This is a genomic window from Ferrimonas marina, assembly GCF_900129905.1.
Taxonomy (GTDB): Bacteria; Pseudomonadota; Gammaproteobacteria; order Enterobacterales; family Shewanellaceae; genus Ferrimonas; species Ferrimonas marina.
Genome location: NZ_FQXG01000002.1, coordinates 226561 through 240536 on the forward strand (window position 1 = coordinate 226561; position 13976 = coordinate 240536).

The window sequence follows — 13976 nt, forward strand, 5'->3', positions numbered from 1 at the left end:
AGCGATTGGAGACGATGGCGCTCAATTTTTATCCTGTGCGCCATCGTTCATACCAGCTCCTATAAAGGTGGAAAACAACATGACCCGACGTTTTGCCCTGCCCCTGCTCACCCTGGCCCTGGCCGCCTGCAGCAGCGATGACAGCACCCGCACCCCGGCCTACCCGGAAACCCAGATCCCGGACGCCGAGCACGTAGCCCCGCTTCGCCCCGGCCTCTACATGAGCGCCCAAGGCTTTGCCAACTGCGGCATCGAGGGCGTTCGTTACGCCTTTCAGGATGCCGAAGGCACCGTGGTGGGCGAGGTGATGACCAGCGACGCCCAGGGCTTCATTGACCTGGCCGCGGCACCCGAAGGTGCCAAGTACGTCAGCTACGCCTACACCCCGGACCCGCAGCTGATCCGCTGGGACAGCAGCACCTTCGAGCTGGCGATGTTCGACGGCGATGAGCAGTCCTACCGTGTTGAGATCGCCAACGTCGAGCCGCAGCATGTGACGCCGTGCAGCGCCATCCAGGGCAAGAGCAAGGTGATCTACCTGCAGGACCAAAGCGAGTGGGCCGATGCCGAGATCCAGGCCGTGGGTGATGGGGTACTGGACTACAACGGTGGCACCCTGGTATTGGCCAACGACACCGAGGTACAGTTGCTGGCGTACCAGAACGGCCAGCTGGTGGGCAGCGAGCAGATCAACAGCGCAGACTACGACGACGGTGACGAACTGCCGGTGACCCTGGCGGATGCCCCCGCGTCTCTGCTGGTGGAAGATCTGATGGAGCAGGAGTGGAGCGAGCAATACCTGGGCTTGCGCAGCTCTCGTGCGCCGATGACTCAGTCTATCCTGGGCCAACTGCAGGATGGCGTGGTCGCCCTGCTGGGCCAGAGCGATGAAGAGTTCAGCCACAGCGCTAGCTTTGAATATAAGCAGGACGATGTACTGAGCCTTCAACGCATCGACGCCCAGGACAACCTGTTGGCCGCTCAGCCGATGGCCTTTGGCCTGGCGACCGACGTGCCCTTTGTCTCCAGCAGCATCGACTTTCCCTTTATGCTCAGCGACACCCTGTGTGATTCCCTGGGCGGCTTGAGCTACAGCGATCTGGTGGCCTTTTTTGACGATTTGCGGGAGAAGTACCCGGCCATCGGCATTCCGGAGTTGCCCAACCTGCCCATCGACCCGGAGTTTATCCCCAACTGTGAACTGAACCAGTTGGCCTATCGCCTGGGCAATGAGAAGGACCTGGAAACCGGCCGCTTCGCCGCCCGCTACAGCGCCACCTACTTTACCGGTGCCAGCACCGAGGACGGCCTGTGCAGCAGCACCGAAAGCGACTGCCGCCTGATCAACCGCAACGTCTACGCCATGGCGGAGCACGAACAGAAAGAGAGCCAAATCTGGCCGCCGGTCATCGGCTACAGCCGCGGCAACTTCTTTGTGCCGGATCTGCCGGTGGAGCTGACCTTCCAGACCATCGGCGGCATGATTGCCCGTCAGGCCTTCGTGGTTAGCGACCAGCAGGGCCCGCAGTTCCTCCACGCCCTGGCCAACGGCGAAGCCGGCCAGCTGGTGGACAACAGTGGCGACCACGAAACGCCGATCCGTAAGGCCCGCCTCAAGCGCATCGGCCAGGCCGACCTGCCGCTGGAGCAGGACCAGTTCGACGCCCGCTACCGCAGCAGCTACCAGGCCGTCGGTAAGGTGAACTAAGGTTCCACCCACGAAAAAGCCCCGCTCTCTAGCAATAGAGGCGGGGCTTTTTGCTGGCCGCTTTATCTTTCCACTACCCGTCAGCCTGTCCAACCTCACCCTGCGATCTCGCAATAGAAGTCAAAGCGAAAAGCTCTGACATTTAAGCTCCCTTAAGCCAGTCGCTACTGCTAAGTGGCTGGCTTATCTGTTTCATCTAGAGGTTACTAAAGTTCCGTATCCAGCCCATTGATTGAGCTGAATTCGCTTGGTAGCTTGGAGTCACTTTCGCTAGGAGAATGAAGTAGACCAATGTGTCGATGACAGCGGGATTCCGCTTAATACCACTGTTATGTGTTCAACTCGAATCAAGGAGGATTCGATGGATAAAGACCAATACGAAGCATGGACGGCTACTCGCTCAAAAGGATGCCTCCGATACTGCGTGATAGATGGACTCTTAACCTGGGGAGTTCCAATGTTCATTGCTATGGCGTTTATGAGCCGACCGTTTTCTGAAGGCTTTCTGTCTAAAGCCGCGATAGTTCATTACATAGTGTGGCCAGTCGCTGGGCTTTTATATGGTTTAATAATGTGGCTCGTAAATGATCGTAAGTACAAAAAGTATTCCGTGGCCAACGAAACAAACACATAGCAATCCCAATCAGAATTGCGCACTCCGTGCAGGGGAGCTCGCTACGATCCGCCCCTTTTAGTGGCATAAAGGCGACTAGTTAGATGAAGGAACCCGGTTGCATCATCATTGCTATAACGACCCTCTTTGGTAGTTTGCATTTCCATGGGGAACATTTTTTTGGTGGATAAAATACAATTATTCCATTATGACGATTTTGTTTTTCTCACTTTTCCTGTAGTGACCGTACTAAAGATATAAGGAAATTAATAAGTATGAAGCTAATTGGCTATGTCTTTCTCACAGCACTTGTTCTCGCAGGTTGTGGAGGTGGCAGCGACTCAGAAAGAACAGATACTCCAACGCCGGATATCCCGGAAGTACCCGAATCTCCGGATGAGGAAAATCCTGAGGAGGATGACTCCGAGGAAGAAACGGATGGAGGTGAAACTCCTGGGGAAGATACCCCTCCAGAGCCAGCAGAGCCTGTTGTGACACTGGATGTTGAGACTCCGACAGTGCAATTGCTAGGCAGTGTGGGCGATGCTTTACCAATTTCTGTTGAGGGGGCATGGTCTGCGACCGATTTGGGGGACCATAGCTTGTATGTTCGTCTAGTCGATGAGGACGGACGCCTTGTTAAAACCGCCATTGCAGAGGTTTCAGAAGTCGACCGATTTACCCTCGAAACCGAGTTGCAGCCGACCTTGGCTGTCGGCACACACACGGGAATGATGACGGTGGACGCATGTAAGGATGAGGCCTGTGAGGGTATCTACTCAGATTCATCGGTTTCCTTGACTCTTCAAGTTGAACTTCAACCTGTTCCTGAATGGCAGACTCACCAAGCAAATGCATCCCACAACGGTTACGTTCCTATTTGGATTAATCACTCGGAGTTCACAAAGTTGTGGGAATGGCAACGCTCTGAGTCTTCTGAGCCTATTGGCGGTATCAATGCACCAGTCGCCGGGAGTGGCCAGGTATACATCTCAACTGACGTCTATAACGGTGATGCTGCTGCCATTGCATTGGATGAATTAACCGGTGAAGAGACTTGGCGGCTGTCATTTGGTAGTATGCCTGCACTTAATCCACCAGCCATCAATAACAGCACGTTATTTGTTTCCACATCGGGACATCAGGATACCAAGGTTTGGGCAATTAGCCGGACCGATGGAAGATTGCAATTTCAGACAAAATTCTCTTCTCAATGGGGCAATTACCTAGCCCCCACAGTCTATGAAGAGCTCGTTTATCAGACTGGAGGCTATTACGGTGGACAGACCTATGCCTTCGATATCAATAATGGTGCAGAACTATGGAGTCAAGGCCCGGGTACTTCCTGGGGAATGGATTCGGCGGCTGTGGATAGCAGGCATGTATACGTTCATAGTGGAAATAAGCTAACCATCTTTGGCAAAGATAATGGTGAATTGATTGGGACCATTGATGATCCGTTCGGGAATAACAATTACGATTACCACGGTTCTCCAGTAATTGGTTCAAACAACAATGTTATTGCCTTCAGCGGCGGGGCCTTTAGCGGTCTAGCAAGCAGTAATGCTGAGCATTTCGATAACCGTGTGATCTCAAATTTTGATATTGAGGAGCAGGCGTACCTTTGGACCAGCCGCTTTACTTACAGGACCTTTTTTGCAGCAGCGAAAGGGGTTATTTATGCAGGAAAGGAAAGTCCAGTAGCTCTGGATGCTATTGATGAGTTGACCGGTGAGGTTCTTTGGAGCTGGGTTTCGCCTTCGACGGAAGACACGTCGTTTCACAGAAATGTTGTTTTGACTGACAACCTCTTGTTTGTCAGCACAAACAAGAATATCTATGCCATTGACTTAGAGACTCAGGAGTCGGTTTGGTCCTATGGTGAGCCCGGTATGATGTCCATTTCAGACAATCGGATCTTGTTCCTGGCGCCAGGGGCGAGGCGAAGCGATGGCAGGCTGGTGGCTTTTGATCTTCGCTCTAAGTAGTGCATGCAGGGCAACCAAGAGCTACCAAGCCGTCGGTAAAGTGAACTAAGGTTTCAGCCACGAAAAAGCCCCGTTCTCTAGCAATAGAGGCGGGGCTTTTTGCTGGCCGCAAAACCGTCTGCCCCCGTCGTCTAGCCTCGCCTACCCTGGCCTACCCAGCCGCAGCTCAGTCCTCTCGAAGCGTTAGCTACAACGAGCCTCAGCGGCTCTCCAACCTCGTAAAAGCCGGTTATTCTCCCTTCAACCCTTGGGTCGACTGTCTCCCTCAACGAACAGTGTCCCATCGTATCCAACTCATTGATTGAGCATGATTCGCTTGTTAGCGTGATGCCACTTTCACCAGGGTTATGAAGTCGCTCTATGTGCCGCTGGAAGCGGACATTCCGCTTAATAACACTGTTTTATTGTTTGAGGGAACATGTCAGCTTTCTTGCTTTCTCAAGTTTTAGTATCAATAGCGATAGTCTTCGATTTACTGTCATTTCAATTGAAAGACAGACGTAAGATTGTTGGCTGCTTGTGTATGGCAGGAGTGCTAATTTCAAGCCACTTCGCTTTGCTTGAGCAGTGGACCGCCGCAGGTTTAATGGCTATCGCGACTGTAAGGTACTTCATCAGCATATTCTCTACGAAAGGGATACTTAAATGGGGGTTTGTTTGTACCTCAATTGGTTTGTCTTTGGTCACTTATTCTGGAATAGCTAGTGTGCTGAGCTGCTTTGGTTCCTGCCTTCAGACTATCGGGGCCTTTCAGGCCAACGATAGGAGGCTAAGAGAGTTTATGCAAGTCGGCACAAGCTTTTGGCTAGTGCACAATTACATAGTCGGCTCACCAACCGCCGTGGTCATGGAGCTCCTGTTTATCCTAAGCAATCTGATTGGATACTTTAGGTATTACGTAAAGTCCAGGGCGACCATCGGATAAAGAACTATGGACCAATCAAGGGTGCTCCCAATGGTCACGGGGCTCACTCTGCTTGCCGCTTGTTGGGGCCCAAAGAGATCTCAAGGAGGAGAGGTTGTTGAGGAAGGTTGTTTCATCGATGCTGAAGCTACTTGAGCTTCACCTCTATGGATTGGGTTATTTGATGGTGGCCCTGCTGTACCTACAGATTGTCGTTGCGCCAGCAGGGATCCTGGTGCTGCTGAGCGCAGTCAGCTTTGCCTTCTTCTCTGTGGAAGTGGCAATCTACATAGTTGGTGCATCCGGTCTCATTGGATTGGGGCTCGGTGTTGTTTGGGCTGAGAGAGTCCGAAGAACACACGGCATTCTGACTTTTCACGCCTATCTGCTCTCCACACCAGAGATTGATGGCTGGCGAGATAGAAACGGAATAGTTGTAAAAAGGTGACTTGAGCCAGTGTTTTATTTCATCGAAAAAGGAGTATTGATGAAGCCTTACAAAAACATAAAATCTGAAAACCTCGGCTTGCTACTATTGCTCGCCAGAGTGACCGCAGTTTTTGGCATCTTCCTCAGTTTTCTAACGCTGATATTATTCATCGTTAATGCGCTGTCTTCCGGCCCCTTGGCCATCACCACGAGCGTTGTTTATATCCCTGTATGCATTACAACGTTGTTTCTTTCAGGCTTGATGGCGGCAACCGTTGCGATTGAAGAGAACTATCGAGTCAGAACCGTGCACCTTGTCAGCCAAGGCAAAACCTAACAAGATGCAGTAGCTAGTAGCTGGGCCATCTGGCCACAATGCGCTGTGACTCAATGGATTATGAGCCAGTAGCAAAGGAACAACTTGGAGGAAAAGACCTTGGTAAAGGATTACGGACCTGAGGAAATCAAAGCCTTCTGCAGTCACTGCAAGAAGATTACCCTGCACCGGTATCAAAGCTTCTCTCAGGCAGGGGCAGAGGAAGCGCCCACCTCCGGGATAAAGGCGCTGTTCACTGGATTGCTTGAGGCGATCACCACGGTCGCGATGGAAGGAGAACCCAACCGGGATTACCAATGTCAGGTGTGTGGGACGAACCTGACGACACCGGATCATTTGGACTGCGCTCCAATTGGCCAAGTGCACCATTCAGATGACACTTCAGGGCATGGGGTTTAACGGATTCAAGCAATGGCAAAGCTACTGGTATACCTAACGGCACTCTTCTTCGTTGTCTACGGCGCGCTGTTTATCGTGCTCCCTGCTGACATGGCGCTATGGGTAACAGGTTCAGCACCTGCGGCCTCCTCCGCCAGCATCGATTTTAGGGCCACCTATGGTGGGGCTCAGTTGGCCATAGGCGTGGTGTTTCTTTTGGTGGTGAAGCTTAGAAACGATGTGGACCTGGCTCTGCTTATTGTCGGCTTGGTCTTGTTGCTGATGGCGCTGGGCCGCACGGTCGGTATCCTGATGGACGGTCAACCCAACGCCCTGATGTGGGTATACCTGATTGCAGAACTGGTCTTCGGGACCTTGGCGCTGTACCTAAGGCCGGCAACTGCCTCAAAGTAAGCAGCGCCGCGAAAAAGAGCCAAGAAACAGAACCCCTAAGCAGAAGTAAAGACAGAAGTACAAAAACAGAGAGAAAGGGTTGGAAGGCAGAGTGAATATCGAAGTATCAGACCAGGACAATCCCGACGTGTTCGAGGCATTGGCAACCGGTGTCCGGGCGTTTAATGCGAAGCACCTGGGCAACGAAAAGTCCCGCCCCCTGTTGGCCTTTGCCAAGGACGAAGCGGGCAAAGTGATTGCCGGGGTAGCTGGACGCACCATCTACAACCAGTTCCTGATTGAGGTGCTGTGGGTCGACGAGAGCACCCGAGGTGAAGGGCTGGGTCGCAAGGTGATGATGCAGGCCGAGAACGAAGCCAAGGCTCGGGGCTGTGTGGCGGCCCAAGTGGACACCTTGGGTTTTCAGGCGCCGGACTTTTACCAGAAGCTGGGCTTTGAGGTGGTTGGCAAGGTAACCGGTATCCCCAACAGTCCAGAGCGTGTTTTCCTGGTAAAGCGCTACGACTCGGTTTAACCAACAGCCCCCAGTTCCTGTCACGGATAGCAACGAGAGTCAGTCGGTGTAGAGAAACGGATTTCAGATGAAGATAAGAAAGGCCAGCAAGGCCGATATCGATGCGCTGTTTGCGCTAAACACGCAGATCAACGATCTGCACCATGAGCGCGCCCCCAACGTGTTTGCCGAATCCTCTGATGCTGGCAGAGACTTTCTTCTCAATGCGCTGGACGACACCGAGCGCCTTTTCCTGGTTGCTACCTTAAGCGACAAGGTGGTCGGCTTCTTGACCGCCAACGTCAGCCAAAACGACACCATCCCTTTCTTTGTCACGGTGCCCATCTGCCGAGTTGGCACCATCGTCATCGACCAAGCGCACCAGTCCTCCGGGATAGGCCAGGCGCTGATGCAGGCATGTCGAGAATGGGCAGAGAGCGCAGGCGCCGCCGAGATGCGGCTGGAGGTGATGGAGTTCAACGCAAAAGCCCAAGCGTTCTACACCAAGCTCGGCTTCACCACCCAGTCACGCACCCTGTCGCAAACGCTCAATGGCTGAGGGTGCCGTCCAATATGGTTCAACCAACGCACGACAGTGCCCCTGCCCCTGCCCCAGCCCCAGCCCCAGCCCCTATCCCTGCAAGAAAGGCCATGACGGTTGAGATTAATCCGGTCTCTGGCGCAGATCTCGACGCCATCCTCGAACTGGGTGAGCGAACCAATGAAGCTCAGGTCATCCCTCATCTGAACGCGGAAGGACAAGACACCATGCGGGCGGCAAGACGCAGTGACATCACATCGATTGCCGATACGCAGACCTACCGCGCCCTGAAAGCCACACTGGGTTCAAAGCTGGTGGGTTACATCGCCTGGCGAGAGGGTAACTACGTGGCGCAGCTCTACGTCTGCCCGCAGCATCAGAGGCTGGGCATTGGCCGACGCTTGATAGAGGCGGTCAAGGCTCAGACAAGCAGCCAAAGCCTCGAATTGAAAGCCTCTGTCAATGCCATTGGGTTTTACCGGCGTTGTGGCTTTATCAAGACCGACGGTGAGCAGGTGGTGAAAGGGATCCGTTACGTACCCATGGTGCTCAAGCTGGAGCCTTGAGCTCCGCCAATAGGACCAAGACAGGGTGCCAAGCCGAATCTACGCCGCACACACGGGAATGTAACAGGGAGATAGGAAAAGAGAGATGGAGATCCGACTGGCCAAACATGGCGACATTGAAGCGATCGTGCCCTTGATGAATCAACTGGGTTACTCCGTTACGGTCGCCTTGATTCAGGAGAAGCTGAGAAGTCTGAGTGACTCCCCCTTCGACCGGGTTTTCGTGGCGGTGTATGACGGTCAGATTGTTGGTGTCGTCTCCTGCCATCTCACCAACCTGCTCCATCAAGCAGGCTACTGTGGCCGAATCACCAGCCTGGTGATTGATGAGAACCACCGAGGGCTGGGCACCGGCAAGGCGCTGCTGCAGGCGGCGGAGTCGTACTTTGTCGAGTCGGGCTGTTATAAGGTGGAAGTCACCAGCAGCGAGCACCGCAATGCAGCCCACGAATTTTACCGTGCCTGTGGCTATCAAGTTCACGGGCTTCGATTTTTAAAGGTCTGGGACACACAGGCCGAGTCTATGCAGGGCATACGATGAAGTTTTGGAAGATTCTGTTCTGGTTCTTGGCTCTATCCACCTTTTTGGAGGTGACTCGGGTCCCTTTCTCGAACTCAGTCAGTCCAGGCGATCTCATCGGCCTGGCACTCAGTGCCCTCATGCTGATCCCTTACTATGGGTTTGCTTACGAGGTAAACATCGGTTGGAAAAGATTGTGGCAAGGGTTCTTTATCTTGTACGCCCCCACAAGCATTGTCCTTAGCGGCATTGCCACTTACCAGGCAGTTCCTTTTCTAATGCGCCAGGCCGACATGCTCAGCTGGCTGTTCTTAGCCTTCAGGATAGTACTGACCTTTGTGCTTCTTTACCCGCCATACCGCTACGCCTTTCATTCAGAGGGCATTTGGTCCAACAACTCCAATAACAGGGATAACCATGTCGATAGAACAAGAACTGTATAACCGCGCTGTTGAGCTGATTAAGCAGCGCTACCCCACCGGCTTTGGTGGTGCCGCCGCCGTACGCACCGAGTCGGGGCGGATCCTCACCAGTGTCGGGCCGGACGTGAAGAATGATGCGCTGTCGCTGTGCATGGAGGTAGGAGCCTACCTGGAGGCCCACAAGCTGGACGAGGCGGTAACCCATTCGCTCTGTCTGTGCCGCGAGGATGAACACGGCAAGTTTCTGATCCTGTCCCCCTGCGGCATCTGCCAGGAGCGGCTGGTGCATTGGGGTGGCGACGTGCAAGCCGCTATCTCTACCCCGGACAACACGCTGGTGTTCAAATCGTTGCGCGAGCTTATGCCGCACCACTGGTCTTTGGTCAACGGCGAAAAGCTCTAGCCTGCTGTAACTAGGCTAAGTCAGATACTCCCTACCCAAGGCCGGAATCACCTTAAGCAGATGTTGGATAACCGGGTTGCCCTCAACCCCGAGATCATAAAACAGCGCCACACTGGCCTGGTATGATCCCGACATCTGCTCCAGCTTTATCTCTTTCAATCGTTCCTGTGCCAAATAGGGCTGTGCATCCTTGCAGTTCAACAGGCTCCATCCTCGCTGCGCCAGCATATCCACCAGCAGATCGATATTGCTGACGATATGCTGGGTACTCGACACATTCAGCGTCTTCAGGCTGGACTGCAACGAGTTCTCCACCACCCACTGCAACTCGCTGGTCAGCTCATTGAGGGAGATGGGCTTGGGTCGGCATAAGTTGGAGCTGGGGTGGGCATAGGGACGAAACTCGGCACTGCCCAAATTGAGCATACCCACCTGCTCCGGGGCGTAGGTGCCACCGGCGGTCATCACAAAAGCCAGTTGGGCCTGGCTTTGCTCCAAAGCCCGGGTGCTCTCATCACGATTCCGGTGCAGAAAATGGGTTCTCAGATAAGGGAATGTCTCGGCGATGGTGCTACCCATTGACGCGATCAGGCCCCGAGGCACCTGGGCGTCGTAACAGATGGTCAATTCTGCCAATTCGCTTTGCTGGATCGACAGCGCCGAATGCATGAACTCAAAGGCGTGTTTGTGCAACAGGCTGGCACGGGGGAAAAGGTAGTGGCCCAGCTCGGTAGGCACGGCCTTCTTTCCCTCAATCTCAAAGACGGAGGCGTTGAGCGTGTCCTCCAACGCCAGTATGTGCTCCCGGACCGTGGTCCGGTCTTTGTTGAGCTGACGTGCGGCGGCGCTGTAGCTGCCCTGTTGATAGACAGCTTGGAAGCAGGTGATTTGTTCGAGGGTAATCATGGGGCCGGGAATAGATGAACGTGATACCCCAGCATAATGCGTGTGAACGATAATTTGTATCCCGTTAGTCTCGCCGGGAACTCTTTTCGTAACCGAGAGATATAACAATGAAACGTTCTTTGATTGCAGCGCTGGTGCTGATGGGTATTGGCTCAGGTTCTGCCTTGGCGGCGATGGACACCATTCCCGCGGCTGCTGAAGCACAGGCCACTAAAGCCAACTGGACCTTGCAGCCGTTCAACAAATGGACCTTCCGCAACGTGGGGATGCACCCAAGCGTGATGGTTCCCCGTGACGGTGACATCGTGGCCATCCCCGAAGCGCTGAACCCAAAGATCGCCGAGCTGGAGTTTGATTACCAAGGTAAGACTTACACCGTAAATGACGCCATGATCGGCGATGACACCGACGGCTACATCGTTATTCACAACGGTAAGATCCTGCACGAAGAGTACTTCGGTGACTTCACTGCAAAAGACCACCACCTATGGGCCTCCAGCACCAAATCTCTGACCGGTCAGGCCCTGGGCCTGCTGGTTGACCAGGGTAAGGTGGACGTGAACGCCAAGGTAGAGAGCTACATCGAAGAGCTCAAGGGCACGCACTTCGGTCAGCGCACGGTGCGCGAAGTGTTGAACATGGTCACCGCTTTGAACTACTCCGAAGACTACGTCAACATGACACCGGGCGAGGTCAGCACCGAGTACTTCCGTCGTCTGGGCTTTATCCCGGCGTTCGATCTGAACGCCATTGACCCGACCAAAGACGACACCCCCCGTGGTCTGTTGGAATTTGCCCCGATGTTCACTCAGAACCCGGACCTGGAGCCGTCCTACAAGTACGAGTACCACTCCCCCAATGTTGACGTGATCGGCTGGATCATCAGCCGTGTTTCCGGCCAGCCGCTGCAGACCTTCATCGCGGAGAACATCTGGAGCAAGCTGGGCACCGAGCACGATGCCTTCATGATGGCGGACATGACCTTTGTCGCCATCGCCACCGGTGGCATGAACACCACCCTGCGTGACTTTGCCCGTGTCGGCATGGCGATGGCCAACAACGGCAAATACAACGGCGAGCAGGTGTTCTCCGAAGCCTGGGTTAAGGACACCTTTGCCCTGACCGAAGAGGAGAAACTGCATACCGCACGCAGTATCTACCGTGACGAGAACGGCCCGGTGTACGACCAGTGGCTGCAAGGCTACAAGAACTACCTCTGGGTACATGACAGCGAAAAAGGCATCGGTACCTTCCGCGGTGTGTTCGGTCAGAACCTCTACATCAATCAGGAGAAGAACCTGGTGATCGCTACCTTTGCTTCGACAGCCAGCGCCTCCAACTCTGCGCGAGTGACCAACCGCCCTCGCATGGCGTCGTTTGAAGCGATTGCTGACAGCCTGAAGTAAACGCCACTCTCATCAGCCAAAGCCGGAGGCCTGCCGCCTCCGGCCCCCTCCTTGAGCCAACAATAAGACATTCACTATGAAAAAAGTGTGTATACCGGCCCTGCTGGCCGCCTTTGCTGTGCCTGCGATTGCTGAAGAGGCGGTGATCGACCCGTCCGATCTGACCCGGGTCTATACCCAAGCCGCGGTGTTCATCACCTCGGATGCCGACATTCGAACCTCCGCCATGTTCACCGGTGCGTGGAGCGAAGAGATACAGTTTGCCGGCTTTGTCGAGGCCAACTGGGGCGATCGTGGTGCTGAGGATGGCGACAGCTTCGGCATCGATTACCGAAGTGCCCGTGCTCAGTACTTTCAGGTCCATGCCATTGGCGAAGGGGACGGGATCTTCCCTCGAGTCGGTGCCAGTGTGGATCTCATCCACCAGGACGTGGTCGGTGGCGATGATGCCTACCTGTTCTCAGTCGGCACCATCGGCCTTCTCAACCCCAAGTACACTAGGGGCAAGGCGATGCTGTTCCCCAACGTGGCCTACGCCACCGGCGAGATTGCCGGTGAGAGCGTGGATGGCTTCATGCTGAACCTGTTTGCCACCATCCCCTTCGGTGACAGCGGTGCCTTTATCCAGGCCTGGCCGGAGTACTTCAGTGTCTCCGGTGACACCATTGAACTGAACTCCACCACCTGGAACTTTATGGTCAACGCCCCGCTGCGCTCCGATCGCACCCACTGGCTGATGACCAAGCTGGAGTACAACAGCACCGATGGGGTGGTCGACGGCATTGCTTTCAAGGGCGATGGCGACCTGAAAGCCGAGATCGGCATGAAGTGGTTCTTCTAGGCTAAACCCACAAAACAAAGGCGCCCCGTTTTAGGGGCGCTTCTTTTTCATTGATTTGCGCTATGCCAAAGCAGCGACTCGCCTAGCTCAGGCGGTGCCCGACGCCGCGCCAGCCGGATGCTTGGCCTGACTCCACTGCTTGGGCGATTGGCCATAGAGGCGCTTAAATTCGCGGCTGAATTGCGACGAGCTGACATAGCCCACCTCCAACGCCGCCAGGTTGACGTTCATGCCACCGGCTATCTTCATCGCCGCGCTGTTCAGCCGCATCGATTTCACAAACTGGATCGGTGACAAGGTGGTGGCCTGCTTGAACTTTCGATGGAACACCGCACGGCTCATCCCCACTTGGGAGGCCAGTTCATCGATGGTGACGGCCTGGTCCAGCCGGGTCGACAGGAAGTTAATTGCCCGGGCAATCTCATTACCCAGCCCATAGGCACGCCGGGCCGACTCCCCGGCAGCGCCCTTAAGCACGGCGTAATAGAACTCGCGCAAGCGCCCCTCACCCAGAACGGCAATATCGGTCGGGTTCTCCCCCACCTTCAGCAGCCGCTCCAGTGCCTCGGTGAAGTCGTTATCCCAGCGGGCCAGGGTCAGCCCCTGGGGCACCGTGCCACTTCTGGGTTTGCGCACGGCCCCCATGGCGTTATCCATCTCGATGGCCAGTTCGGTCATCACCTTGGTATCCAGTGAGATATAAACCCCCAGCAGCGGGTTCTCCGGCGACGCGGCGGGCGTGCCCGCCTCTACCGGCATCGATAGAGTGCAACACAGGTACTGGCTGCTGTCATAGACATAGGAGCGACCATCCAGGATCGCCTCCTTGGTGCCACTGACGATGGCCACCACCGTGGGTTCGTAGATGGCAGGGGCGCAGCGGTGCGGCTCGGTCACCCGGAAGAGTTTGACCCCGCTTATCCCGGTTTCGATTAGGCCGTCTTCGCTGACTCGGCCTTCAATCAGCTGTTTTAAGTACTCTCTGTTCATAGGCTCACGCTAGCACTGCACCTCGCCCCTCTCAACGCAGTGAGACAAATAGGCAAGTAATAGCGATTAACGCGCCTATTTTTTAACCCGCCCGATAGTTATCGTAGTTCCCGTCCG

General features: G+C 54.8%; 17 protein-coding genes. 15 read left to right on the forward strand and 2 right to left on the reverse strand.

Going from position 1 to position 13976, the window contains the following annotated elements:
- Positions 1–79 precede the first annotated feature (79 nt).
- The 13 genes from BUC04_RS04705 to BUC04_RS04775 all read left to right on the forward strand — a co-directional run bounded on the left by BUC04_RS04705 (position 80) and on the right by BUC04_RS04775 (position 9716).
- Positions 80–1708 (forward strand): PX domain-containing protein, encoded by a 1629-nt coding sequence (locus BUC04_RS04705; protein ID WP_067657558.1) that lies wholly within the window; start codon positions 80–82, stop codon positions 1706–1708.
- 888 nt (positions 1709–2596) lie between these two features.
- Complete coding sequence (locus BUC04_RS04720) at positions 2597–4309, forward strand: PQQ-binding-like beta-propeller repeat protein (RefSeq protein WP_082766596.1); 1713 nt, start codon at positions 2597–2599, stop codon at positions 4307–4309.
- A gap of 418 nt (positions 4310–4727) precedes the next feature.
- Positions 4728–5234, forward strand: coding sequence for a YgjV family protein (locus tag BUC04_RS04725; protein WP_067657548.1), 507 nt, complete (start codon positions 4728–4730; stop codon positions 5232–5234).
- 94 nt (positions 5235–5328) lie between these two features.
- Positions 5329–5661, forward strand: a complete 333-nt coding sequence (locus BUC04_RS04730; protein WP_143165540.1) for a hypothetical protein — start codon at positions 5329–5331, stop codon at positions 5659–5661.
- A 39-nt stretch (positions 5662–5700) separates the two neighbouring features.
- Positions 5701–5979 (forward strand): hypothetical protein, encoded by a 279-nt coding sequence (locus tag BUC04_RS04735; RefSeq protein ID WP_067657542.1) that lies wholly within the window; start codon positions 5701–5703, stop codon positions 5977–5979.
- Positions 5980–6063: 84 nt separating this feature from the next.
- Positions 6064–6378: a hypothetical protein gene (locus tag BUC04_RS04740; protein WP_200804663.1), complete on the forward strand. Its 315-nt coding sequence runs from the start codon at positions 6064–6066 to the stop codon at positions 6376–6378.
- Between the two features lie 12 nt (positions 6379–6390).
- Complete coding sequence (locus tag BUC04_RS04745; protein WP_067657539.1) at positions 6391–6771, forward strand: DUF4345 family protein; 381 nt, start codon at positions 6391–6393, stop codon at positions 6769–6771.
- A 91-nt stretch (positions 6772–6862) separates the two neighbouring features.
- On the forward strand, positions 6863–7285 hold the full coding sequence (locus BUC04_RS04750) for a GNAT family N-acetyltransferase (protein WP_067657536.1): 423 nt from the start codon (positions 6863–6865) through the stop codon (positions 7283–7285).
- 67 nt (positions 7286–7352) lie between these two features.
- Positions 7353–7823 carry a GNAT family N-acetyltransferase gene (locus BUC04_RS04755; RefSeq protein WP_067657533.1) on the forward strand — a complete coding sequence of 157 codons (471 nt, stop codon included), beginning with the start codon at positions 7353–7355 and terminating at the stop codon, positions 7821–7823.
- Positions 7824–7915: 92 nt separating this feature from the next.
- The gene (locus BUC04_RS04760; protein ID WP_067657530.1) at positions 7916–8371 is read left to right on the forward strand and encodes a GNAT family N-acetyltransferase; all 456 of its coding nucleotides are present in this window, start codon (positions 7916–7918) and stop codon (positions 8369–8371) included.
- Between the two features lie 85 nt (positions 8372–8456).
- Positions 8457–8912 (forward strand): GNAT family N-acetyltransferase, encoded by a 456-nt coding sequence (locus BUC04_RS04765; protein ID WP_067657527.1) that lies wholly within the window; start codon positions 8457–8459, stop codon positions 8910–8912.
- Positions 8909–9334, forward strand: coding sequence for a hypothetical protein (locus tag BUC04_RS04770; protein ID WP_067657525.1), 426 nt, complete (start codon positions 8909–8911; stop codon positions 9332–9334). Before BUC04_RS04765 ends, BUC04_RS04770 begins: the two co-directional genes overlap by 4 nt.
- On the forward strand, positions 9309–9716 hold the full coding sequence (locus BUC04_RS04775; RefSeq protein ID WP_067657522.1) for a cytidine deaminase: 408 nt from the start codon (positions 9309–9311) through the stop codon (positions 9714–9716). Before BUC04_RS04770 ends, BUC04_RS04775 begins: the two co-directional genes overlap by 26 nt.
- A gap of 15 nt (positions 9717–9731) precedes the next feature.
- Here BUC04_RS04775 and BUC04_RS04780 read toward each other — a convergent pair whose 3' ends face one another.
- Positions 9732–10622, reverse strand: coding sequence for a LysR family transcriptional regulator (locus BUC04_RS04780; protein WP_067657519.1), 891 nt, complete (start codon positions 10620–10622; stop codon positions 9732–9734).
- A gap of 107 nt (positions 10623–10729) precedes the next feature.
- Here BUC04_RS04780 and BUC04_RS04785 point away from each other — a divergent pair, with 107 nt between their 5' ends.
- Entirely contained in the window at positions 10730–12028 is a 1299-nt protein-coding gene (locus BUC04_RS04785) for a serine hydrolase domain-containing protein (RefSeq protein WP_067657516.1), read from the forward strand.
- Positions 12029–12104: 76 nt separating this feature from the next.
- Positions 12105–12869 (forward strand): hypothetical protein, encoded by a 765-nt coding sequence (locus BUC04_RS04790; RefSeq protein WP_067657514.1) that lies wholly within the window; start codon positions 12105–12107, stop codon positions 12867–12869.
- Between the two features lie 87 nt (positions 12870–12956).
- Here BUC04_RS04790 and BUC04_RS04795 read toward each other — a convergent pair whose 3' ends face one another.
- The gene (locus BUC04_RS04795; RefSeq protein WP_067657511.1) at positions 12957–13859 is read right to left on the reverse strand and encodes an AraC family transcriptional regulator; all 903 of its coding nucleotides are present in this window, start codon (positions 13857–13859) and stop codon (positions 12957–12959) included.
- Positions 13860–13976: the final 117 nt, after the last annotated feature.